Genomic DNA, 22,257 nt, shown 5'->3' on the forward strand with positions numbered 1-22,257 from the left:
CGCCCGGTTACATTCCGAACCCGGAAGCTAAGCCTTTCAGCGCCGATGGTACTGCAGGGGGGACCCTGTGGGAGAGTAGGACGCCGCCGAACAATCATTGTGGGAAAGCCCCGCACCTCTGGTGCGGGGCTTTTCTGCGTTTTAGGGCCGGGAGGAAGAAGGCCTGGGAGGAAGAAGGCCGGCCTCGGCCTCCTTCGCCGGAGGCCGGGACGGCAGTCCTCAGAGCCGGCCCGCCGCCTTCAGGGCCAGATACGCGTCCGCGAGCGCGGGCGCCAGCTCGTCAGGGGACGCGTCGACGACGGTGACGCCGTGGCGCTGGAGCTGCTCCGCGGTGCGGAGGCGCTGGGTCTGGGCCTGGGTCGCGGCGGCGGCCTCGTAGACGCCCTCGATCGAGCCGCGCATGCCGGCCATGCGGGCGATATGCGGGTCGGAAGGTGAGGCCAGCAGGACGGTATGGCCCTGGGTGAGCTGAGGCAGGACGGGCAGCAGGCCCTCCTCGACGGGGGCCGCGTCCAGGCTGGTGAGCAGGACGATCAGGGAGCGGCGCGGGGCGCGGGCCAGGGCGGTGGCGGCGAGGCCGCGGGCGTCGGTTTCGACGAGTTCGGGTTCGAGCGGGGCCAGGGCCTCGACCACGCCGGGCAGGGCGTCGCTGGCTGAGCGGCCCTGGACCTGGGCGCGCAGGCGGCGGTCGTAGGCCAGGAGGTCGACACGGTCGCCGGCGCGGGCGGCCAGGGCGGTGAGGAGGAGGGCGGCGTCCATCGAGGCGTCGAGGCGGGGCACGTCGCCGACGCGGCCGGCGGAGGTGCGGCCGGTGTCGAGGACGACGAGGATGTGGCGGTCGCGTTCGGGGCGCCAGGTGCGGACGGCGACCGTGGTCTGCCGGGCGGTGGCCCGCCAGTCGATGGAGCGAGTGTCGTCGCCGGGGACGTACTCGCGGAGGCTGTCGAACTCGGTGCCCTCACCGCGGGTCAGGACGCTGGTGCGGCCGTCGAGTTCGCGGAGGCGGGCCAGGCGCGAAGGCAGGTGCTTGCGGCTCGTGAAGGGCGGCAGGACGCGCACCGTCCAGGGGACGTCGTGGTTGCCCTGACGGGCGGCGAGGCCGAGGGGGCCGTAGGAGCGGACGGTGACGCGCGCGGCGCGGCGGTCGCCGCGGCGGGTCGGGCGCAGGACCGTGGTGATGCGGCGGCGTTCGCCGGCGGGGACGGTCAGCTGCCGGCTGCTGGGGTTCTGGGCGCTGCTCGGGGGCCAGGCGTCGCGGAGCTGGGCGCGGAGGCGGCGGCGGGACGGGTTGGTGACCGTGAGCTGGACTTCGGCGGCGTCACCCAATCGAACTGATGTGTCACCACTTCGGGTGAACTGGAGCGTTCGCACTGGCGCGGCCCGCGCGTAGTCGCACAGAATTGCGAGTGCGAGGGGCGCGTTGACCGCCAGCATCCCCGTCCAGCTGGGAGCGAGGATGCCGACGGGCAGCGATCCGATGGCGGCGAGCAGGGCGGTTCGTCCGGTGAGGGCCATGGAGTGCCGTTTTCAGCGGGGTACGGGGACGTGGGCGAGGATCGAGGTGAGGACGGAGTCGGAGGTGACTCCCTCCATCTCGGCCTCGGGCCGCAGTTGGATGCGATGGCGCAGGGTCGGCAGGGCCAGGGCCTTCACATCGTCCGGGGTGACGTAGTCCCGGCCGGTGAGCCAGGCCCAGGCACGGGCCGTGGAGAGCAGGGCGGTGGCTCCTCGTGGGGAGACGCCGAGGGTGAGTGAGGGGGATTCACGCGTGGCACGGCAGATATCGACGACATAGCCGGCGATCTCGGCGGAGACCGCCACCTTGGCCACGGCCTCGCGGGCGGCGGCGAGTTGGGCCGGGCCGGCGACGGGGCGGACTCCGGCGGACGCGAGGTCGCGGGGGTCGAAGCCCTGGGCGTGGCGGGTGAGGACGCTGATCTCGTCCTCGCGTGAGGGCAGAGGGACCGTCAGCTTCAGCAGGAAGCGGTCGAGTTGGGCTTCGGGCAGCGGGTAGGTGCCCTCGTATTCCACGGGGTTCTGGGTCGCGGCGACGAGGAACGGCTCCGGCAGCGGACGGGCGGTGCCGTCGACGGTGACCTGTCGCTCCTCCATGGCTTCCAGGAGGGACGACTGGGTCTTCGGAGGCGTGCGGTTGATCTCGTCGGCGAGCAGCAGGTGGGTGAAGACCGGGCCGGGCTGGAAGGAGAACTCGGCGGTCCGGGCGTCGTAGACGAGGGAGCCCGTGATGTCGCTCGGCATCAGGTCGGGAGTGAACTGGACGCGCTTGGTGTCGAGTTCGAGCGCGGAGGCGAGCGCTCGCACCAGGAGGGTCTTGGCGACGCCGGGGACTCCTTCGAGCAGCACGTGGCCCTTGCAGAGCAGGGCGACGACGAGTCCGGTGACGGCGGGGTCCTGGCCGACCACGGCCTTCGCGATCTCGGTGCGCAGGGCCTCCAGGGAGGCGCGGGCGCTGTCCGAGCTCGTAGCGGTCTCGGGGGTCGGGGCGCTCATGAGGTGCGTACCTCTCTTTCGAGGGCGTCGAGTTGGTCCGCGAGGCGGATGAGGGCGGCGTCGTCGGCGGGAGCCGGGCCGAAGAGCAGGTCCTGGTGGGTGCCCGCGCCGGCGGGCACGCGGGCGGAGAGCGCGGGGAGGAGGAGATCGGGGGAGTGGGCGTCCCTGGCGGGGACGCCGAGGAGCGGGGCGATACGGCCGCGGGTCGCGGTGCGCAGGACGGTGGCCGCGCGGTCACGGGCGTCGGCCTTGCGATACAGGCGGGCGCGGCCCTCGGTGGCCTCGGAGGCGCGGACGGCGACCGGGAGCTGTTCGGGCACCAGGGCGCCGAGGCGGCGGCCGCGCCAGACGGCGGCCAGGACGACGGCGACGGCGAGCTGGAGGGCGCCCCAGAGCCAGCCGGAGGGGATCAGTTCGAGGAAGGCGCCGGTGGGGTCGTCCGCGGCCTCGGGGTCGGCGGGCGCGTCGGTGAGCGAGGGGAGGTACCAGACGAGATGAGGGCGGGAGCCGAGGAGTTGCAGGGCGAGGGAGGCGTTGCCCTGCTGGGCGAGGTGCTTGTTGTAAAGGAGGTCGGGGGAGCCGAGCAGGACGGTGTCGGCGGTGCCGGGGCCGGGGACGCGGACGAGGGTCGGCAGGCCGTCGGAGAGGTAGCAGGCGTCGGCGGTGGTCGTGCCGGTGCCGTAGCGCTCCCCGCCCAGGTCGACGCTGCCGGCGCGGGTGGCGGCGGGCAGGTCGCAGGCGGGCTCCAGGGTGGACGTCGTGGTGCTTCGGGCGGCGTCGATTCCCGGGACGAGGGTGGCGAGGGACGGGGCGCCGGCGCCGAGGAGGACGGTGCGCCCGGCGTGGCGGGTCATCGCCTCGTGCAGGCGGGACTGCTGCTGCTCGGTGAGGAGGTCCGGGGTGGTGACGAGGAGCGTGGTGTCGTCGGCGGTGGCGGAGGTGGCCTCGGTGAGGGTGCCGGCGACGTCGACGGTGACGCCCTGGGCCGTGAGGAGTTCGGCGACGGCGCGGCTGCCGTAGGGGTCGGCGGAGCGTGGATCGAGGCGGCCTTGGTGGTCGGTCGAGCGCATCGTGGCCAGGGCGAGGCCGCCGATGAGGAGCAGGAGGAGCAGCAGGAGGGGGCCGCGGGCGCGGGCCCAGATCTGGCGGGGGCCGAGCGAGGTCGAGGTGGTGCTGGTGGCCGGCCGGGTCATCGGGGCGCCTGCGTGAAGGCGGTGCCGGCGCCGGCCGGGCGGAGGGCGGGCTTGGCCCGCTCCAGGGCGGTGTCCAGTTGTGCGATGCGGCGGTACGCGTTCTCGTCGGCGGTGCGGCCGCCGTATGTGACGTCGTCGAAGGAGCGGGCGGCCGTGCGCAGGCCGTCCGCGTGGGCGGGCAGGCTGCGGCCCGCCTCGGCGGCGGCCTCGTCGGCGGTGCGGCCGGGGCGCGGGTCGAGCAGGGTGCGCTCCTCCAGGGAGCGGACGATGGCCCGCATGCGTTCCTGGACGGCCTGGTTCCACCGGCCGGCCGAGGCGTGGTGCTCGGCGGCGGACCGGTGGTGGTCCGCGGTGCGCGGGCCGTCGGCGAAGAGGGAGTCCTGGCCGACGGCGGGCGCGCGGCGGGGAGTGCCCAGGCGCCACCAGAGGGCGGCGGCCAGGGCAAGCACGACCAGGACGACGGTCACGAGGCCGACGACGCCGCCGGGTGCGGCCCCAGCGGCGGAGTCGAACAGGTCGCCGACCCAGTCCCAGAAGCGGTCGATGCCGCGTTGGAGGAGGTTGGGATCGTTCTCGTGGTACATCGGCTTGGACAGTTCCCGCTCGGCCGCCTCCTGGGCGGGGACGCGCGGGACGCCCACCGGTACGTCGCCGGCCGTGCCCCCCGTGACCGTCACGCCATCAGCCTCCGTAGCCGGGCAGTCCGGCGGCCCGGCCCAGTTCGAGGTCGAGCGCCTCGCGGCGGATGCGCTGGTCGATGTAGAGGAGGACGCTCACGCCGGCGGAGATCGGGTAGGTGAGGGCGCTGGTGAGGACGCCGCCGATGCCCGTAATGACGAGGAAGGACCAGCTCTTCTCGGGGACGGTGCCGTCGAGGAGGTCGCTCAGTCCGTTGCCCGCGACGCTCAGGGCGATGACGGTGAACGGGATCGCGACGAGCATCGCGACGACGACGATCAGCAGCTGGGTGAGCATCGTGATGCCGAAGATGCGCCACCAGGAGCCCTGGACCAGCTTGGCCGAGCGCTTCATCGCCTTGATGACGCCCTGACGCTCCAGCATGAGGGCGGGAGAGGCGAGGCTGAAGCGGATCGTCAGCCAGACGACGACCGCGAAGGCGCAGGCGCCGCCGAGGACGGCGAGGCTGACGCCGGCGGGGCCGCCGAGGAGCAGTCCGGGCAGTGTGCCGACGAACATGACCGCGGCGCCGATCAGCGGCACCAGCAGGGTGAGGCCGAGCAGCTGGAGCAGCCGCGGGCGGGCCTCCCGCCAGGCGGTGCCGAGGGTGACGGGGCTGCCGAGGACGGCGCGGCTGATGACGACGGTGAGCAGGGCGGCGCTGATCAGGGTCGCGGCCACCATGATCACGTAGGCCGGCCCCATCCTGATCATGCTGATGCGCATCGTCTCGCCGAGCTGGTCGAGGGCTTCGGCGGGACTGGCGTCCGGGTTGATCACCGGGGCCGCGGGCATCAGATAGCGCTGGGTGAGGATCTCCGCGATCTGCATGACCACGGCGACGGCGACGCTGACGGTGAGGACGGTCTGCCAGTAGCGGCGCAGTGTCGTCACCGCACCGTCGAGGATCTCGCCGAGGGTCAGCGGGCGCAACGGGATAACACCGGGCTTCGCGGCCGGCGGCAGGCCCCACGGGCCGTGCGGGGCCTGGCCGCCCCAGCCCGGGCCGCCGTGGGCGCGGGCGGGTGCCGGCTGCGGGGCGCCGTGCACCGGGGCGGTCGGCGGCTGCCACTGGCCGGCGGGCGGCTGGGTCTCGGACCACTGGGAGGTGGAGCCGTTCGCGTCGCCGGGCGGGGTCGGCCGGGGCACTGCGGCGTCGTCCTGGCCGTCGGAGGGAGCAGATCCGGGCGAGGCCCAGCCCGGAGAGTCGTTCACGGTCGTCCACCTCGAGGAATGGTCGCGGGGCCGGATCGGCGAACCGGCTCGGTCTCTGCGGCCGACCGCCTGGCGCGGCGGGCCGGGGGCCATCGTGCCACGCGGGACCCGCCGACGGGCGGGCCCGGCCGCTCTCCCGTGCCTTCCCCGCGGGGCCGGGCGGGCGCCAGACTGTGCCGACGCGCGAACGCGGGGCGCCGGCGCTCGGCGTAGGCCGCGTACGCAGTGCACGCCGACCGGCGTGCGAGGGGGGAGTCACGCATGGCAGGCAAGAGGGACTGGAAGAACCATCCGCACTGGCATCTGCTCGTTCTGGTGCCGCTGGTGGTCTTTCTGATCAGTGAGGACGACGGCGTCACCCGGACCTTCTTGGCCGTGGGGCTCTTCTCGGGTGCCGTCCACTACGGGCGCGCCACCGCGAGGTGGAGCAGGCCCGGCACCGGCCGGTCCGTCCCGGATCCGCGGCCCGTGTCCGCGGATCCGGGCGAGTACGGCGGTCGATGAGGTCCGCTGCCTCCATGGGCGGCGGCGTGTTCCGCAAGGTACGGTTCTCGGCGACCACGGGGGCCACGGGACTGACATCCATGTCTGGCATCAACACCCACAGACACCGGCGGTTCACGGCGGGCAAACACGGACGTCACCGCAGGTCAGTGAGGTATCTCACCAGCCGCCTTGAGACTGATACGGAAATGGGATGATGTCGATATGAAGGGACGCGTTCTTGTCGTCGACGACGACACCGCACTGGCCGAGATGCTCGGGATCGTGCTGCGAGGTGAAGGGTTCGAGCCGTCGTTCGTGGCGGACGGCGACAAGGCACTCGCCGCCTTCCGTGAGGCCAAGCCGGACCTGGTGCTGCTCGACCTGATGCTGCCCGGACGGGACGGCATCGAGGTGTGCCGGCTCATCAGGGCCGAGTCCGGTGTGCCGATCGTCATGCTCACGGCCAAGAGCGACACCGTCGACGTCGTGGTGGGCCTGGAGTCCGGGGCCGACGACTACATCGTCAAGCCGTTCAAGCCGAAGGAGCTCGTCGCCCGTATCCGGGCACGGCTGCGGAGGTCGGAGGAGCCGGCGCCCGAGCAGCTGACCATCGGTGACCTCGTCATCGACGTGGCCGGGCACTCCGTGAAGCGGGACGGGCAGTCCATCGCCCTGACGCCGCTGGAGTTCGACCTGCTCGTCGCCCTGGCCCGCAAGCCCTGGCAGGTGTTCACCCGCGAGGTACTCCTGGAACAGGTCTGGGGCTACCGGCACGCGGCCGACACCCGGCTGGTGAACGTGCACGTCCAGCGGCTGCGCTCGAAGGTCGAGAAGGACCCCGAGCGCCCGGAGATCGTGGTGACCGTCCGTGGTGTCGGTTACAAGGCGGGACCGAGCTGACATGACCGCGGGCAGTACTGCTCCGAAGCCCGGGGACCCGGGAGTCCGTACGGGGCGGGCTGCCGGACCGGGGCGGGGGGCCCAGGGCGTCGGCCGGCTGTTTCAGGACGGGGCGCCGGGCGGACCGGTGTTCCGGCTCCTCGCGCGCTGGCTGCGCCGACCGCTGCTGCCCGCCGTACGGCTGTGGCGGCGCAACCTCCAGGTGCGGGTCGTCGCCGGCACGCTGCTCATGTCGCTCGGAGTGGTCCTGCTGCTCGGCCTGGTCGTCATCGGCCAAGTCCGCAACGGCCTGCTCGACGCCAAGGAGAAGGCCGCGCAGAGCCAGGCCGCCGGCGGCTTCTCCGCCGCCCAGGACCGGGCGGCGACCACGCCGTCCCAGCCGGGCGAGCAGGACGGCGCCCGCGCCGGGGCGTCGGTGAACTGGCGCTCCACGCTCGTCGAGCAGCTCGCGAGCGGCGGCCAGAGCGCGTTCAACGTCGTGGCGCTCTCCCTGGAGACCGGGGACACCGCGAGCCGCGGTGCCCGTGCCTCCGGTGAGGTCGACCCGACCACCAGCATTCCCGCCGACCTGCGGCACAGCGTCGCGCAGGGCACCAGCACGTATCAGAAGTTCGCGCGGATCCACTACACCAGCGGCAAGGCGTCCGAGCCCGGCCTGGTGGTCGGCAAGCGGCTCAACGACGCCGACGGCACGCCGTACGAGCTCTACTACCTCTTCCCGCTGACGCAGGAGGAGGACTCCCTCACCCTGGTCAAGGGCACTCTGGCGACCGCCGGGCTGTTCGTGGTGGTGCTGCTCGGCGCCATCGCGTGGCTGGTGGTGCGGCAGGTCGTCACGCCCGTCCGGATGGCCGCCGGGATCGCCGAGCGGCTCTCGGCGGGCCGTCTGCAGGAACGGATGAAGGTCACCGGCGAGGACGACATCGCGCGCCTCGGCGAGGCCTTCAACAAGATGGCGCAGAACCTCCAGCTGAAGATCCAGCAGCTGGAGGACCTGTCGCGGATGCAGCGGCGGTTCGTCTCCGACGTCTCGCACGAGCTGCGCACGCCGCTGACGACCGTACGGATGGCGGCCGACGTCATCCACGAGGCGCGGGTCGACTTCGACCCGGTGACCGCGCGTTCCGCCGAGCTGCTCGGCGACCAGCTCGACCGTTTCGAGTCGCTCCTGGCAGACCTGCTGGAGATCAGCCGCTTCGACGCGGGCGCGGCGGCCCTGGAGGCCGAGCCGATAGACCTGCGCGTGGTGGTACGCCGCGTCATCGGCGGCGCGGAGCCGCTGGCCGAGCGCAAGGGCAGCCGGATCGTCGTCGTCGGCGACGAGCAGCCGGTGGTGGCCGAGGCCGACGCCCGCCGGGTCGAGCGGGTGCTGCGCAACCTGGTCGTGAACGCCGTCGAGCACGGCGAGGGCCGGGACGTCGTCGTGAAGCTGGCCGCCGCCGGCGGGGCCGTCGCCGTCGCCGTACGCGACTACGGCGTGGGCCTCAAGCCGGGCGAGGCGACACGGGTCTTCAACCGTTTCTGGCGCGCCGACCCGGCCCGCGCACGCACCACCGGCGGTACAGGCCTGGGCCTGTCGATCGCCGTCGAGGACGCGCGGCTGCACGGCGGCTGGCTCCAGGCGTGGGGCGAGCCGGGCGGCGGCTCGCAGTTCCGGCTGACGCTGCCGCGGACCGCGGACGAGCCGCTGCGCGGCTCGCCGATACCGCTGGAGCCCGAGGACTCGCGGCGCAACCGCGAGCAGGCGGGTGCCGGTGCGGCGGCCGGGACGCGCCTCGCGGCGGTGCCGGCGCAGCCCGCCGCGGACCGTTCGGCGCTGTCCGTACCGCACCGGATGCCGCCGGCGCCGCGCGCGACGGCGGACCCGACGGCCCTGCCGGGCAGCGGCGCGCGGGTGGTGGCCCGCCCGGCCGAGGGGCCGGACGGCGACGGCGGCGGTGAGGCGATGGCGTCGAGGCGCGTCGACGGGGAGGACGGGACACGTGGGCTCTGACCTTCGAGGGCAGCGGGAGGCCCTGGGGCGGGAACGGTCGGAGCGCCGGCCTTCGGACGCGGACCGGTCCGGGCAGGAGCGGTCGACGCCGGCGCGGCGGTCGGCGGCGGCGCAGGCCGGGCGCGGTGTCGTGCTGGCGGCCTGCGGTGCGCTGCTGGTGGCCGGGTGCGCCGGCATGCCCGACAGCGGCGACGTCCAGGCCGTCAAGGCGTCCAACCCGGGCGACTCGCAGGTGCGCGTGTACGCGGTCGCGCCGCGGGAGAACGCCGATCCGGACGAGATCGTCGACGGCTTCCTGGAGGCCATGACGAGTGACGACCCCGGCTTCGCCACGGCGCGGAAGTACCTCACCAAGGAGGCCGCGCGGGTGTGGAAGCCGGAGGAGAGCATCGCGGTGCTCACCGACGCGCCCAACCGCGACCAGGCCGACCGGATGGCCGACCCGGAGAGCAAGGGCAGGACCTTTTCGCTCTCGGGGCGGCGGATCGCCACGGTCGACGCGAGCCACGCCTACCAGCCGCAGGCGCCCGCGGAGTTCAACCAGTCGATCCACGTCGTGCAGCAGCTCTCGCCGGACGGCAAGAGCAAGGAGTGGCGCATCGACAGCCTGCCCAAGGGCCTGGTGCTCGGCGAGGCCGACTTCCTGCGCAACTACCGCTCGGTCAACAAGTACTACTTCGCGTCCGGTGAGAACTGGGTCGTCGCCGACCCCGTCTACATCCGCCAGCGCCAGGACCCGGTGACCCGGATGGACCCGGTCACGCAGACCGTCAAGGCGCTCCTGGAGGGCCCCACGGGCTGGCTGGACTCCGCCGTCGACTCCCGCTTCCCGACCGGCACGCAGCTGCGCGAGGGCGTCACGACGCTGGCGACCGACGACCAGTCGACGCTGAAGGTGCCGCTCAACGCCAAGGCCGACCATGTCAGCGCCCTGGCGTGCAAGGGCATGGCGGCGCAGCTGCTGTTCACGCTGGGCGACCTGACGTCGGTGCGGGTCGAGCAGGTCGAGGTCCAGGGCAGCGACGGCAAGTCGCTGTGCATGCTCGGCAAGGCCCAGGCCCGCGAGGAGTACTCGCCGGTGCGCAACCCGGGCCGGGGCGAGAACCCGTACTTCGTCGACGAGCACGGCAAGCTGATGATGCTGTCGGTCGACGGCCGGCAGCCGGACAAGCCGGCCGAGGTGCCCGGCCCGTTCGGCAAGGGCCTGGTGCCGCTGACGTACGTGGCGGTGGACCGCGAGGAGAGCCACGCGGCCGGCATCCTCCAACAGGGCCGTGAGCTGCGCGTCGGCTCCATCACGGCCGACGAGGAACTGCCCGCGCCGATCGTGACCAGCAGCGCGCTGCGGCCCGACGACCGGCTGTCGGCGCCGAGCTGGGACGGCCGAGGAGACCTGTGGGTCGCCGACCGCAACCCGGTGAGGCCGCGGGTGTGGATGGTGCCCGGCGGCCAGGGCGAGCGGATCGAGGTCAGCACGCCGTGGCTGAAGGACGGCGCCCGCATCGAGTCGCTGCGGGTCTCCGCGGACGGTGTGCGCATCGCCCTGCTCGTGACGAAGGACCACCGCACCACGCTGCAGATCGGCCGGGTCGTGCGCGGTTCGTCCGAGGGCCGCACCACGGTCTCCGTCGACGACCTGCGCAACGCGGCGCCGCGCCTGGAGTCGGTCACCGCCGTGTCCTGGGCCGGGCCGAGCCGGCTCGTCGTGGTCGGTACGGAGGCCGGCGGGGTGCAGCAGGTGCGCTACGTGCAGACGGACGGCTCGACCTCGGCGACGTCGGTCCTGCCGGGCCTGAACGGCGTCACGTCGGTGGCCGCCCCGCACAGCGAGGCGTCCCCGGTGGTCGCGGACTCCGGCAACGACGGCATCGTGCGGCTGGTGCCGGGCGCGAACTGGCAGCCCGTGGTCAAGGAAGGCGGCGCGCCCGTCTACCCGGGCTGATCACGGTCCGCGCGACGGATCACGGGCCGTCCGGCTGATCACGGGTCTGCCCGGACGGGTCGCCGTTCTCGTCCTCGCGGGTCCGGCGGCGGCTTTCCACAGGGCGTTTTCCACAGGGGTGGCCGGGTCGGCCGCACCGGAGGACAGTGGAGCCATGCGGGGGTGGTGGCGCGAGATCGCCGGGCTGGTGCTGCCGGTCTCCTGCGGAGGCTGCGGCAGTCCTCGCACCGCGCTGTGCCCGCGGTGCGCGGCCGAACTCACCGGAGCGGGTCCGCGCAGGGTGCGGCCGGCGCCGGAGCCGCCGGGCCTGCCCGACGTGCACGCGGCGGCGTCGTACGAGGGCGGGGTACGGACGCTGCTGCTCGCGCACAAGGAGCGCGGTGCGCTGCCGCTCGCCGGACCGCTGGGCGGCGCGCTGGCCGGCGCCGTGGAGGCGGCCGTACGGGCTGTGGACGGGCCCTCTCGCGGTCCCGGGGCGCGGGAGCTGATGCTCGTGCCGGTGCCCTCCTCGCGGCGCTCCGTGCGGGCGCGTGGCCATGATCCGACGCGGCGGATCGCGTGGGCCGCGGCCGGGCGGCTGCGGCGGGCGGGACGGGCCGTGCGGGTGCTGCCGGTGCTGCGGCAGGGCCGGCCGGTGGCCGACCAGTCGGGGCTCGACGCGCGGGGCCGGCTGGCGAACCTGGCCGGGGCGCTGGAGGTCGCGCCGGGCGCGGTGCGGCTCCTGCGGAAGGGCGTCGCGGCGGGCGGGCGTGTGGTGCTCGTCGACGACCTCATGACCACCGGCGCGTCACTGGCGGAGGCGGCGCGCGCGACCGCGTGGGCGGTCGGGTCGGCACGTCCGGGCGTACACACCTTGTTCATTCCAGGATTACCGGACAGCCTGAAGGAAGGAGTGTCGGAGGCGTTATTCGAACAGCCGGTGGCGGCGGTAGTCGCATCTTCTCCGTCTTCGTTCGAAATAAACCGGAACCCTCGGGGAAGTTGCATCGTTGCAGGTGGTGAGAGGTGAATGCACCCGTACGGAGGTAAGTGGCCGCAGCGGGTGCCGACACCCGTCCGAACGAGCTATGTTCGGTTGTGAGGAATGGCGGACGCCATGCCTCACCGAATGCATACGGGTGCGCCTACAGGACAGGAGTTCAGGGCGAATTAACCTCAAGTTGGTGGGGTGGGGAGCTTGTCGGCTGGGGAGGAGGAGGGCAGTTCGCCAAGTCCGAGACTCCGGTAATCGCCGGGGTCTGGTGCAAAGGGAGAAGCTCGCCGGCCAAGGCGCCGTGACGAGCGATCCGGGAACGGAGTTCTGCGTGGACATCGTCGTCAAGGGCCGCAAGACCGAGGTGCCCGAGCGGTTCCGGAAGCACGTGGCCGAGAAGCTGAAGCTGGAGAAGATCCAGAAGCTCGACGGCAAGGTGATCAGCCTCGACGTCGAGGTGTCCAAGGAGCACAACCCGCGGCAGGCCGACCGGTCCGACCGCGTGGAGATCACCCTCCACTCCCGAGGCCCGGTGATCCGGGCGGAAGCGGCAGCAGGCGACCCGTACGCAGCGCTCGACCTCGCCAGCGACAAGCTGGAGGCACGACTGCGCAAGCAGCACGACAAGCGGTACACCCGCCGCGGCGCCGGCCGGCTGTCGGCGGCCGAGGTGGCCGACGTGGTGCCCGGCGTGGCGGCGCTCAACGGGAGCGGCGAACTGGTGCCCGAGGAGTCCGGCACCGTGCCCACCACGATGATGGGCACGATCGAGGTGCAGGGCGAAGGACCGCTGGTGGTCCGCGAGAAGACCCACAAGGCCGCACCGATGACGCTCGACCAGGCGCTCTACGAAATGGAGCTGGTCGGGCATGACTTCTACCTCTTCGTCGACTCCGACACCAAGCAGCCCAGCGTCGTCTACCGGCGGCACGCGTACGACTACGGCGTCATCCACCTCGAGAGCGACCCGCTCGCCGAGGGCGGCGGCGCAGGCGGTGCGCTCGGCGGCTGACCGCCGGCTGCGGACCATGACACGGTGCCCCTGGAGCGCCTCTCGCGCCCCCAGGGGCACCCCTGTGCGACCGCGTGCGCTGCCCCGGGATCACCGCCCGGCCGCCGCGGCATGAAATCATGGCGTGCACGCCAACCGGTGCTCCCCGAGCAGCGGTTGGGGACCGAATGTGAATGGGTACACGACTTCAGGCCACGGCCTTCAGGGGGAGGAACGATGGCGGACAGCTTCGGCCCGGTGCACGGCGGGCGTCAGCCCGATCGCACGATGAACCCGGAGGGAATGGATTCGGCCACGGGGGCGTCACGGGACGAGCCGATCCGGGTCCTCGTCGTGGACGATCACGCCCTTTTCCGCCGCGGTCTGGAGATCGTCCTCGCCCAGGAAGAGGACATCCAGGTCGTCGGAGAGGCGGGTGACGGCGCCGAAGCCGTCGACAAGGCCGCGGATCTCCTTCCCGACATCGTCCTCATGGACGTCCGGATGCCCAAACGGGGCGGGATCGAGGCCTGCACCTCCATCAAGGAGGTGGCCCCCAGCGCGAAGATCATCATGTTGACGATCAGCGACGAGGAGGCCGACCTCTACGACGCGATCAAGGCGGGCGCGACCGGCTATCTCCTGAAGGAGATCTCCACCGACGAGGTCGCCACCGCGATCCGCGCGGTCGCCGACGGCCAGTCGCAGATCAGCCCCTCGATGGCGTCCAAACTGCTCACCGAGTTCAAGTCGATGATCCAGCGCACCGACGAGCGCCGGCTCGTGCCCGCGCCCCGGCTGACCGACCGCGAGCTTGAGGTCCTCAAGCTCGTCGCCACCGGGATGAACAACCGGGACATCGCCAAGGAGTTGTTCATCTCCGAGAACACCGTGAAGAACCACGTCCGCAACATCCTGGAGAAGCTGCAGCTGCACTCCCGGATGGAGGCCGTGGTCTACGCGATGCGGGAGAAGATCCTCGAGATCCGCTGACGCGGAGCTCCTGTGACGCGGAGCTGCTAGCCGAGCGCCTTCACCAGCTCCGGTGCCAGCTCGGGCGCGTCCACGCGCTCCACCGCCACCGCGTCGCAGCCCACCCACTCGGCGGCCTCGCGCAGCGCCCGCGCCACCGCCGGCACCGCCTTGGCGCCGTCCAGCGTCACCTGCCGGGCGACCAGGGTGCGGCCCTCACGCGCCGGGTCCACCCGCCCCACGAGCCGCCCGCCCGCCAGGACGGGCATCGCGAAGTATCCGTACACCCGCTTCGGCTTGGGCACATAGGCCTCCAGACGGTGGGTGAAACCGAAGATCCGCTCGGTGCGGGGCCGCTCCCAGATCAGCGAGTCGAAGGGCGAGAGCAGCGTCGTGCGATGCCGGCCGCGCGGCTCGGTCGCGAGCGCCGCCGGATCGGCCCAGGCCGGCTTGCCCCAGCCCGCCACCGTCACCGGAACGAGCCCCGAGGACTCCACCACCGCGTCGAACGCCTCGCCCTTGATCCGGTGGTAGTCGGCGATGTCCGCACGGGTGCCGACACCGAGGGCCTCGCCCGCCTGCCGTACGAGGCGGCGCAGACACCCCGTGTCGTCCAGGTCGTCGTGGAGCAGCTCGGCCGGGATCGCGCGCTCGGCCAGGTCGTACACCCGCTTCCAGCCGCGCCGCTCGGTGACGACGACCTCGCCGTACATCAGCGCCCGCTCGACCGCGATCTTCGAGTCGGACCAGTCCCACCACTCGCCCTTGTTCTTGGCGCCGCCGAGCTCCGTCGCCGTCTGCGGGCCCTCGGCCTTGAGCTGCGCGATCACCGCCTCGTACGCGCCCTCGGACAGCTCGTGGCCCCAGTGCGGGCGGTCGCGGTAGGCGCGGCGGCGGAAGGCGAACAGCGGCCACTCCTCGACGGGCAGGATGCAGGCGGCGTGCGACCAGTACTCGAAGGCGTGGCCCTCGGTCCAGTACGCGTCCTCGACGGTGCGGCGGCCGACCGCGCCCAGGCGCGCGTACGGGATCAGCTCGTGCGAGCGGGCCAGGACCGAGATGGTGTCCAGCTGGACCTGGCCGAGGTGGCGCAGCACTCCCCGCACGCCCGCCCGTCGGTCGGGCGCTCCGAGGAATCCCTGCGCCCGCAGGGCGATCCGGCGGGCGTCGTCGGCGGACAGTTCTGCGGCGGGGGGCGGGGCGGTCGTCATGATCCGCACCCTAGACGGCGGCACTGACAGCGGTCAGGGAAACGGATACGGATCGGCCACCGCCGGGCCCGCCGGCGAAGGGCCCGGACTTCGCCGGCCCGTCGGGCGGCGCCCGCGCCGGGCCGGTCAGGCCTCGGTGCGGACGTTCGCCGGGAGGTACGGCAGCGCCGACGGCAGACCGAGGTCGGAGGGCAGCAGCGAGCCCAGCCAGCTGTCACGGGCCGTGCCCTTGTTGACCAGGCCGGCGCGCTCGACGCCCTCGATCGTGAAGCCGGCCCGTTCGGCGACCGCCCGCGACGGCCCGTTGCCGACCTCGGCGCGCCACAGCAGGCGGTGCACGCCGAGCCCGGTGAAGGCCCAGTGGGCGAGGGCGCCGACGGCCTCCGTCATGTAGCCGTGGCCGCGCTGCTCCTTGACCAGCCAGAAGCCGACCTCCCGCACGCCCGGGCCGCGCGCGTGCAGACCGGCCGCGGCGACCAGCGGCCCGCCCTCCAGCGGCTCGACCGCGAAGGCGTACTCCCCGTCCTGGCGCCAGCCCTCCGGCACGAGACGGGTCACGAAGAGCTCGGCGTCGGCCCGCCCGTACGGAGACGGGACGGTGGTCCAGCGCTGGATGTCGGGGTCCTGACAGGCGGCGTGGACGGCGTCGACGTCGTCCGGCGTGAACGGGCGCAGGCGAAGCCTGCCCGTGGTCAGTGTGATGGGCTCCATGACGGAATTGTGGTGACCCGCCCAGCCCGGTGCGAACACTTTTCGGGCGGGGCGGCACCTTCCGGCGGCCTCGTGCGTTCTCTCTTGCGGGAGGTGTCACGGACGGGAGCGGGGGCTCCGGCCCTGCGGGCCTCCCTCCGCGAGGGCGGTCTCGCTTACGATGGCCGTTGCGGTGGGGACCACCTGCCGTGCCCGCGCCCGAGTCATGACAAGACCCAGTGCCAGGCCCGACCGGCAAGGAGACCAGCCTCAGTGTCCGTCTTCCACAAGCTCATGCGTGCAGGCGAAGGCAAGATCCTGCGCAAACTGCACCGCATCGCGGACCAGGTCAACTCCATCGAAGAGGACTTCGTCAACCTCTCCGACGCCGAGTTGCGGGCGCTCACGGACGAGTACAAGGAGCGCTACGCCAACGGCGAGAGCCTCGACGACCTGCTCCCCGAGGCCTTCGCCACCGTCCGTGAGGCCGCCAAGCGCGTCCTCGGCCAGCGCCACTACGACGTCCAGATCATGGGCGGCGCCGCCCTGCACCTCGGTTACGTCGCCGAGATGAAGACCGGTGAGGGCAAGACCCTCGTCGGCACCCTCCCGGCGTACCTGAACGCGCTGTCCGGCAAGGGCGTGCACCTGATCACGGTGAACGACTACCTCGCCGAGCGCGACTCCGAGATGATGGGCCGCGTCCACCGCTTCCTGGGCCTGTCCGTCGGCTGCATCCTCGCCAACATGACGCCCGCGCAGCGCCGCGAGCAGTACGCCTGCGACATCACGTACGGCACGAACAACGAGTTCGGCTTCGACTACCTGCGCGACAACATGGCGTGGTCCCAGGACGAGCTCGTCCAGCGCGGCCACAACTACGCGTGCGTCGACGAGGTCGACTCGATCCTCGTCGACGAGGCCCGTACGCCGCTGATCATCTCCGGCCCGGCCGACCAGGCCACCAAGTGGTACGGCGACTTCGCCAAGCTCGTGACCCGCCTCACCAAGGGCGAGCCCGGCAACCCGCTCAAGGGCATCGAGGAGACCGGCGACTACGAGGTCGACGAGAAGAAGCGCACCGTCGGCATCCACGAGTCCGGCGTCGCCAAGGTCGAGGACTGGCTGGGCATCGACAACCTGTACGAGTCGGTGAACACCCCGCTCGTCGGTTACCTGAACAACGCCATCAAGGCCAAGGAACTGTTCAAGAAGGACAAGGACTACGTCGTCATCGACGGCGAGGTCATGATCGTCGACGAGCACACCGGCCGTATCCTCGCCGGCCGCCGCTACAACGAGGGCATGCACCAGGCCATCGAGGCCAAGGAGGGCGTGCCGATCAAGGACGAGAACCAGACGCTCGCCACGATCACCCTCCAGAACTTCTTCCGCCTCTACGACAAGCTGTCCGGCATGACCGGTACGGCCATGACCGAGGCGGCCGAGTTCCACCAGATCTACAAGCTGGGCGTCGTCCCGATCCCGACGAACAAGCCCATGCAGCGCAAGGACCAGCCGGACCTGATCTACCGGACCGAGGTCGCCAAGTTCGCCGCGGTCGTCGACGACATCGCCGAGAAGTACGAGAAGGGCCAGCCGGTCCTCGTCGGCACCACCTCCGTCGAGAAGTCCGAGTACCTCTCGCAGCAGCTCAGCAAGCGGGGCGTGCCGCACGAGGTGCTCAACGCCAAGCACCACGAGCGCGAGGCCGCGATCGTCGCGCAGGCCGGCCGCAAGGGCGCCGTCACCGTCGCCACGAACATGGCCGGCCGCGGTACGGACATCAAGCTCGGCGGCAACCCCGACGACCTCGCCGAGGCGGAGCTGCGCCAGGCGGGCCTCGACCCGGTCGAGCACGTCGAGGAGTGGGCGGCGGCGCTGCCGGCCGCGCTGGAGCGGGCCGAGAAGGCCGTGAAGGCGGAGTTCGAGGAGGTCAAGGAGCTCGGCGGGCTGTACGTGCTGGGCACCGAGCGCCACGAGTCGCGCCGTATCGACAACCAGCTGCGCGGCCGCTCCGGCCGACAGGGCGACCCGGGCGAGTCCCGCTTCTACCTGTCGCTGGGCGACGACCTGATGCGCCTGTTCAAGGCGCAGATGGTCGAGCGCGTGATGGCGATGGCGAACGTGCCGGACGACGTGCCGATCGAGAACAAGATGGTCACGCGCGCGATCGCGTCCGCGCAGGCGCAGGTCGAGAGCCAGAACTTCGAGACCCGTAAGAACGTCCTGAAGTACGACGAGGTGCTCAACCGGCAGCGCGAGGTCATCTACGGCGAGCGCCGTCGCGTCCTGGAGGGCGAGGACCTGCACGAGCAGGTGCGCCACTTCATGGACGACACGATCGACGACTACATCCGCCAGGAGACCGCCGACGGCTTCGCCGAGGAGTGGGACCTGGACCGGCTGTGGACGGCGTTCAAGCAGCTCTACCCGGTCAAGGTCACGATCGAGGAGCTCGAGGAAGCGGCCGGTGACCGGGCGGGCATCACCGCGGAGTTCATCGCGGAGTCGGTCAAGGACGACATCCACGAGCAGTACGACGCGCGCGAGAAGCAGCTCGGCTCGGAGATCATGCGCGAGCTGGAGCGGCGCGTGGTCCTCTCGGTCCTCGACCGGAAGTGGCGCGAGCACCTCTACGAGATGGACTACCTGCAGGAGGGCATCGGCCTGCGGGCCATGGCCCAGAAGGACCCGCTGGTCGAGTACCAGCGCGAGGGCTTCGACATGTTCTCCGCGATGATGGAGGGCATCAAGGAGGAGTCCGTCGGCTACCTGTTCAACCTGGAGGTCCAGGTCGAGCAGCAGGTCGAGGAGGTCCCGGTCCAGGACGCGGCCCCGTCGCTCGACAAGGACTCCGTCCCGGCGCCGGCGGGCGCGGGCCGCCCGGAGATCCGCGCGAAGGGCCTGGACGCGCCGCAGCGCCCGGACCGGCTGCACTTCTCCGCGCCGAAGGTCGACGGCGACGGCTCGATCGTCGAGGGCGACCTCGTGTCGGACGGCGCCGCGGACGGCGACGGCCTGACGCGGGCGGAGCGCCGCAAGGCCCAGAAGAGCGCGGGCGGCCGTCGCCGCAAGAAGTAGGACGGCGCCGCGCGCGCGATGCGTCGAAGGGGCCCCACCGCCGATGGCGGTGGGGCCCCTTCGCGTTGTCGGCGTTGTCGGCGTTGTCCGCGTGGCGGGGGACGGTGGCTGTGGCCCGTGGGCCCGGCACTCCGGGTGCCGCCGGGCTGCGGTGTCGGAGGGCCCGCGGGGGCGCGCGCCGATCACCCGAAAGGTGACGCCGGAGGGCGTGGGCGGGCGGTGTGGTTGCCGTGGTGCGTCGGCGCCGCCGAGCGGTACGGGCGCGGTTGGGAGCGGCGGCGGGGTCGTACTCGCACCGCCCGGGTCGCGTCGATCACCCGAAGGGTGACGCCGGAGGCCTTGAGCGGACCGGGCCGTGGGCGGTGCGAGGAGGCTCTGGGCGACGGAGTCCGGTGTTGTCGCAGCGCGCACCTGCCGCGGTGCGGGTGGGGGCTCTTGCGGGCGCCTGGCGGCCTTGGGGCGCGCTGCCGCCGTGGCGCCTGAGGATGCGGGCGCGGGGCGAGGAGCGCGCGGCCGGGCTGGGCGGGTGGGGTGGGGGCGGCCGGAGGCCGGCCGTGGCGCTTGGCGGGCCCGCGCTTGAGGGGGCAGGCCCGCCTCAAGCCGCCCGCCGGGCCGCAGGTGGCCTGGCCGCATGGCGAGGCTGCGTGCGGGCTGGAGGCGCCCTTGGGCGGTCGCCGGCTTGTCCTGTCTGCCTGCCTGCCAGGCCACGGCGCGCACGGCGCACGCCCGAAGGTGACCGCCGAACGCGCAGCGGCGGGGCTGGCGGGCCGGGCGGTGAGTTCGTCCGCCCGCCGGCCGGCGGGGTTCGCCGGGCCACGGCGCGCACGGCGCACGGCGCACGCCCGAGGGGTGACCGCAGAACGCGCAGCGGCCCCGCCTGGAGGCGGGGCCGCTGGGTGGGTCGGGCGCGCCCGGTCCGGGCGCTGGCGGTGTCCGGGGCGGTGGGCGGTGCCGTCGTCGGTGTCAGCTGGACGGGGGGAGGCCGTCGAGTTCGACGGCCGCGCAGCGCCAGCGGCGGTCGGGGCCGCGTTCGAGGCGGAAGGCCATGGCGCGGACGCGGTCACCCGTGGTGATCGTGGCGCAGGCCTCGACCGCGTCGCGGTGGCCCGGGAGGTGCGCCGAGCAGCGGCGCAGGACGGGGCGGGGGCCGTGGGAGCGGAGCGGGGTCGCGGGAGCGAGGCGGACGAGCTGTTCGTACGCCTCGCCGATGGTGTGGCCGAGCATCCAGTGGACCGGCCGTTCCCCGCTCAGGACGGCCAGCAGGCGCTCGGCGAACACGATGTGCGGCGGCAGCATCCGCCGCGGTGCGGTGCCCGCGCGGCCGCGTGGGCGGGTGCCGGCCGGGCCGGCCGGGCGGCGCGTGGAGGTGCTCATGGGATCCCCGTTCGTCGCGTTGAGTCATCGACCCGTACCGGTCGGTAACTTGGCTGGGGATCTTCTACGGCCGCCCCGCCCGCCCCGGCAAGGCACCCGCACCCGCCCGCCGTGACGCAGAGCGATTCACCTATCAGGGTGACGAGCCCCGCGAAGGCGCTCCGCACGTATCCTGAGGGCGTCTCCCGACTACGAAAGCGGCCTGCCATGCGCGTCTACGTACCCCTGACCCTCCCCGGTCTCGCACAGGCGCACAAGGCGGGCGAGCTCGGCCCCGGGCCGCTCACCGCCTACGCCGTCACGCCCGCGCTGCGCGAGTGGTACGTCTCCGACGACATCGAGGAGCTCGAGTACGCCGCGCTCAACCGCGCCGCCGCGGCCTCGCTGCGGCTCCTCGCCGGTGATCCCGAGGCCGCCCGCCGCCGGGTCGTCGTCGCCGTCGACGTGCCCGACAAGGACGCCGTCGTCGACCCCGACCGCGGGCTCGACGCGAGCGCGCTCGGCGAGGTCCGTATCGCCTCCGCCGTGCCCCTCGCCAAGGCCGCCGCCGTGCACGCCGACGCCGACGACGCCGAGGCGGACGTCTCCGCCGCCGCCGACGCCCTCGGCGCGGCGGACCAGGGCGACGACGACGCCCAGTTCGTCGTCGACGGCGCCGAGGACCACGAACTGCTCTGGTTCGGCGTGCAGGAGATCCCGGGCCTGCTGGGCTGAGCCGGCCGGCCGGTACCGTGACCTCCCATGGGGAAGCACGCGAAACACCTGGTCTGGGACTGGAACGGCACTCTGCTCGACGACATCGCCGCGGTGATCGGCGCCACCAACGCCGCCTTCGCGGAGCTGGGGCTCGAAGCGATCACCCTGGAGCGCTATCGCGACCTGTACACGGTGCCGGTGCCCAAGTTCTACGAGCGCCTGATGGGCCGGCTGCCCACCGACGAGGAGTGGGTGGTCATGGACGGCGCCTTCCACCGGCACTACTGGGCCCGGGCCGAGAACTGCGGGCTCACCGCCGGCGCGGCGGAGCTGCTCGCCGCGCGGCAGGCCTCCGGTTCCACCCAGTCGCTGCTCTCCCTCGCGCCGCACGAGGAGCTGATACCGCTGGTGCGGCGGCACGGGATCGCCGAGCGGTTCCTGCGCGTCGACGGGCGGCTCGACCGGTCCACGGAGGGGAAGTCGGGGCACATGGTGCGCCACCTCGCGGCGCTCGAGGGAGTGCCGGCCGAGCGGGTCGTGGTCATCGGCGACGCGGCGGACGACGCGGTGGCGGCGGCGTACGTCGGTGCGAAGGCGGTGCTCTACACCGGCGGCTCGCCCAGCCGGGCCTCGCTGGCGCGGGTGGGCGTGCCCGTCGTCGACACGCTGGCCGAGGCGGTCGCCGTCGCCGACGAGCTGGTCTGACCGCCGCGCGCCCGCCCTCCTACGCCTTCGCCTCCCGCAGCACCTTCAGGAACTCCCTCATCCACGTCGGGTGGTCCGGCCAGGCCCTCGACGAGACCAGCTGGCCGTCCACCACCGCCGCCGTGTCCTGGAACGTCGCGCCCGCGGCCTGCATGTCGAGTTCGAGGGCGGGGTACGCGGTGACGCGGCGGCCCTCCAGGCTGCCGACGGCGGCGGTGAGGAGAGGGCCGTGGCAGATCTGGGCGACCGGTTTGTCGGCGTCGAAGAAGGACTTGAGGATCTTGCGGAGTTCCGGGTCGTTGCGCAGGTACTCCGGGGCCCGGCCGCCCGGGATGACCACGGCCACGTACTCGCCCGGGTCGACCTCCGAGAAGGCCAGGTCGGCGGGCCAGGTGTAGCCGGGCTTCTCCGTGTACGTGTCGTAGCCCGGCTCGAAGTCGTGGACGACGAACCGCAGCTGCTTGCGCGCCGGGGCCGCGATGTCGACCTCGTACCCCTCCTCGAGCAGGCGCTGGTACGGGTACATCACCTCCAGCGACTCCGCCGCGTCTCCCGTCACGATCAAGATCTTCGCCATGGCGACTCCCAGATCTTCGGATCCGTCAGTTGTCGTATGCCCCGGGGAACCATTCGTCGCTGTCCA

The 22,257-nt window shown here is 72.7% G+C and carries 19 protein-coding genes and 1 rRNA gene; 11 read left to right on the plus strand and 9 right to left on the minus strand.

Features of this window, described 5'->3' with window-relative positions:
• Positions 1–92, plus strand: a 5S ribosomal RNA gene (gene rrf, locus ACIGO8_RS16255); the annotation flags it as partial.
• A 127-nt stretch (positions 93–219) separates the two neighbouring features.
• Here the strand turns inward: rrf and ACIGO8_RS16260 are convergent.
• From ACIGO8_RS16260 to ACIGO8_RS16280, 5 genes are read right to left on the minus strand one after another with little or no spacing between them, the layout of a single operon-like run.
• Complete coding sequence (locus ACIGO8_RS16260) at positions 220–1,515, minus strand: DUF58 domain-containing protein (RefSeq protein ID WP_399730138.1); 1,296 nt, start codon at positions 1,513–1,515, stop codon at positions 220–222.
• Positions 1,516–1,527: 12 nt separating this feature from the next.
• A complete protein-coding gene (locus ACIGO8_RS16265; protein WP_399730141.1) occupies positions 1,528–2,511 on the minus strand; it encodes an AAA family ATPase in 984 nt (327 codons plus the stop codon).
• Complete coding sequence (locus ACIGO8_RS16270; RefSeq protein WP_399730145.1) at positions 2,508–3,704, minus strand: DUF4350 domain-containing protein; 1,197 nt, start codon at positions 3,702–3,704, stop codon at positions 2,508–2,510. Before ACIGO8_RS16270 ends, ACIGO8_RS16265 begins: the two co-directional genes overlap by 4 nt.
• Positions 3,701–4,381 (minus strand): DUF4129 domain-containing protein, encoded by a 681-nt coding sequence (locus ACIGO8_RS16275; RefSeq protein ID WP_399730148.1) that lies wholly within the window; start codon positions 4,379–4,381, stop codon positions 3,701–3,703. The genes ACIGO8_RS16270 and ACIGO8_RS16275 overlap by 4 nt, the downstream gene beginning before the upstream one ends.
• Before the next feature lie 4 nt (positions 4,382–4,385).
• Positions 4,386–5,597: a glycerophosphoryl diester phosphodiesterase membrane domain-containing protein gene (locus ACIGO8_RS16280; protein WP_399730151.1), complete on the minus strand. Its 1,212-nt coding sequence runs from the start codon at positions 5,595–5,597 to the stop codon at positions 4,386–4,388.
• A 261-nt stretch (positions 5,598–5,858) separates the two neighbouring features.
• On the opposite strand from ACIGO8_RS16280, the gene ACIGO8_RS16285 reads away from it, so the two are divergent.
• From ACIGO8_RS16285 to ACIGO8_RS16315, 7 genes are all read left to right on the plus strand, one after another.
• Positions 5,859–6,101 carry a hypothetical protein gene (locus tag ACIGO8_RS16285; protein WP_399730154.1) on the plus strand — a complete coding sequence of 81 codons (243 nt, stop codon included), beginning with the start codon at positions 5,859–5,861 and terminating at the stop codon, positions 6,099–6,101.
• A 204-nt stretch (positions 6,102–6,305) separates the two neighbouring features.
• Complete coding sequence (gene mtrA, locus ACIGO8_RS16290) at positions 6,306–6,983, plus strand: two-component system response regulator MtrA (RefSeq protein ID WP_010356958.1); 678 nt, start codon at positions 6,306–6,308, stop codon at positions 6,981–6,983.
• 1 nt (position 6,984) lies between these two features.
• Positions 6,985–8,976, plus strand: a complete 1,992-nt coding sequence (mtrB, locus tag ACIGO8_RS16295) for an MtrAB system histidine kinase MtrB (protein ID WP_399730155.1) — start codon at positions 6,985–6,987, stop codon at positions 8,974–8,976.
• Positions 8,977–9,151: 175 nt separating this feature from the next.
• Positions 9,152–10,918, plus strand: coding sequence for an LpqB family beta-propeller domain-containing protein (locus ACIGO8_RS16300; protein WP_399731262.1), 1,767 nt, complete (start codon positions 9,152–9,154; stop codon positions 10,916–10,918).
• A 154-nt stretch (positions 10,919–11,072) separates the two neighbouring features.
• Positions 11,073–11,927 carry a ComF family protein gene (locus tag ACIGO8_RS16305; RefSeq protein ID WP_399730158.1) on the plus strand — a complete coding sequence of 285 codons (855 nt, stop codon included), beginning with the start codon at positions 11,073–11,075 and terminating at the stop codon, positions 11,925–11,927.
• A 295-nt stretch (positions 11,928–12,222) separates the two neighbouring features.
• A complete protein-coding gene (gene hpf, locus ACIGO8_RS16310; protein WP_399731265.1) occupies positions 12,223–12,903 on the plus strand; it encodes a ribosome hibernation-promoting factor, HPF/YfiA family in 681 nt (226 codons plus the stop codon).
• A gap of 216 nt (positions 12,904–13,119) precedes the next feature.
• Positions 13,120–13,875 carry a response regulator gene (locus tag ACIGO8_RS16315; RefSeq protein WP_399730161.1) on the plus strand — a complete coding sequence of 252 codons (756 nt, stop codon included), beginning with the start codon at positions 13,120–13,122 and terminating at the stop codon, positions 13,873–13,875.
• A 26-nt stretch (positions 13,876–13,901) separates the two neighbouring features.
• Here the strand turns inward: ACIGO8_RS16315 and ACIGO8_RS16320 are convergent, their stop codons facing one another.
• Entirely contained in the window at positions 13,902–15,065 is a 1,164-nt protein-coding gene (locus tag ACIGO8_RS16320) for a winged helix-turn-helix domain-containing protein (protein ID WP_399730164.1), read from the minus strand.
• A gap of 126 nt (positions 15,066–15,191) precedes the next feature.
• Positions 15,192–15,776 carry a GNAT family N-acetyltransferase gene (locus tag ACIGO8_RS16325; protein ID WP_399730167.1) on the minus strand — a complete coding sequence of 195 codons (585 nt, stop codon included), beginning with the start codon at positions 15,774–15,776 and terminating at the stop codon, positions 15,192–15,194.
• Between the two features lie 252 nt (positions 15,777–16,028).
• Here ACIGO8_RS16325 and secA point away from each other — a divergent pair, with 252 nt between their 5' ends.
• Positions 16,029–18,839: a preprotein translocase subunit SecA gene (gene secA, locus ACIGO8_RS16330; protein ID WP_399730169.1), complete on the plus strand. Its 2,811-nt coding sequence runs from the start codon at positions 16,029–16,031 to the stop codon at positions 18,837–18,839.
• A 963-nt stretch (positions 18,840–19,802) separates the two neighbouring features.
• Here the strand turns inward: secA and ACIGO8_RS16335 are convergent.
• Positions 19,803–20,213, minus strand: coding sequence for an Rv3235 family protein (locus ACIGO8_RS16335; RefSeq protein ID WP_399730172.1), 411 nt, complete (start codon positions 20,211–20,213; stop codon positions 19,803–19,805).
• 207 nt (positions 20,214–20,420) lie between these two features.
• On the opposite strand from ACIGO8_RS16335, the gene ACIGO8_RS16340 reads away from it, so the two are divergent.
• Together ACIGO8_RS16340 and ACIGO8_RS16345 are read left to right on the plus strand one after the other, a co-directional pair.
• On the plus strand, positions 20,421–20,927 hold the full coding sequence (locus ACIGO8_RS16340; protein WP_399730175.1) for a DUF6912 family protein: 507 nt from the start codon (positions 20,421–20,423) through the stop codon (positions 20,925–20,927).
• Between the two features lie 27 nt (positions 20,928–20,954).
• Complete coding sequence (locus ACIGO8_RS16345; protein ID WP_399730177.1) at positions 20,955–21,614, plus strand: HAD family hydrolase; 660 nt, start codon at positions 20,955–20,957, stop codon at positions 21,612–21,614.
• A 19-nt stretch (positions 21,615–21,633) separates the two neighbouring features.
• Here ACIGO8_RS16345 and ACIGO8_RS16350 read toward each other — a convergent pair whose 3' ends face one another.
• On the minus strand, positions 21,634–22,191 hold the full coding sequence (locus tag ACIGO8_RS16350) for a DJ-1/PfpI family protein (RefSeq protein ID WP_399730180.1): 558 nt from the start codon (positions 22,189–22,191) through the stop codon (positions 21,634–21,636).
• Positions 22,192–22,257: the final 66 nt, after the last annotated feature.

The sequence above is a fragment of the Streptomyces sp. NPDC053493 genome (assembly GCF_044544825.1).
GTDB lineage: Bacteria > Actinomycetota > Actinomycetes > Streptomycetales > Streptomycetaceae > Streptomyces.

Coding starts and splice junctions, on each gene's coding strand:
- ACIGO8_RS16260 (WP_399730138.1), bottom strand. CDS start 1,515: ATGGCCCTCACCGGACGAACCGCCCTGCTCGCCGCCATCGGATCGCTG.
- ACIGO8_RS16265 (WP_399730141.1), bottom strand. CDS start 2,511: ATGAGCGCCCCGACCCCCGAGACCGCTACGAGCTCGGACAGCGCCCGC.
- ACIGO8_RS16270 (WP_399730145.1), bottom strand. CDS start 3,704: ATGACCCGGCCGGCCACCAGCACCACCTCGACCTCGCTCGGCCCCCGC.
- ACIGO8_RS16285 (WP_399730154.1), top strand. CDS start 5,859: ATGGCAGGCAAGAGGGACTGGAAGAACCATCCGCACTGGCATCTGCTC.
- mtrA (WP_010356958.1), top strand. CDS start 6,306: ATGAAGGGACGCGTTCTTGTCGTCGACGACGACACCGCACTGGCCGAG.
- mtrB (WP_399730155.1), top strand. CDS start 6,985: ATGACCGCGGGCAGTACTGCTCCGAAGCCCGGGGACCCGGGAGTCCGT.
- ACIGO8_RS16300 (WP_399731262.1), top strand. CDS start 9,152: ATGCCCGACAGCGGCGACGTCCAGGCCGTCAAGGCGTCCAACCCGGGC.
- ACIGO8_RS16305 (WP_399730158.1), top strand. CDS start 11,073: ATGCGGGGGTGGTGGCGCGAGATCGCCGGGCTGGTGCTGCCGGTCTCC.
- ACIGO8_RS16315 (WP_399730161.1), top strand. CDS start 13,120: ATGGCGGACAGCTTCGGCCCGGTGCACGGCGGGCGTCAGCCCGATCGC.
- ACIGO8_RS16320 (WP_399730164.1), bottom strand. CDS start 15,065: ATGACGACCGCCCCGCCCCCCGCCGCAGAACTGTCCGCCGACGACGCC.
- ACIGO8_RS16325 (WP_399730167.1), bottom strand. CDS start 15,776: ATGGAGCCCATCACACTGACCACGGGCAGGCTTCGCCTGCGCCCGTTC.
- ACIGO8_RS16335 (WP_399730172.1), bottom strand. CDS start 20,213: ATGAGCACCTCCACGCGCCGCCCGGCCGGCCCGGCCGGCACCCGCCCA.
- ACIGO8_RS16340 (WP_399730175.1), top strand. CDS start 20,421: ATGCGCGTCTACGTACCCCTGACCCTCCCCGGTCTCGCACAGGCGCAC.
- ACIGO8_RS16345 (WP_399730177.1), top strand. CDS start 20,955: ATGGGGAAGCACGCGAAACACCTGGTCTGGGACTGGAACGGCACTCTG.
- ACIGO8_RS16350 (WP_399730180.1), bottom strand. CDS start 22,191: ATGGCGAAGATCTTGATCGTGACGGGAGACGCGGCGGAGTCGCTGGAG.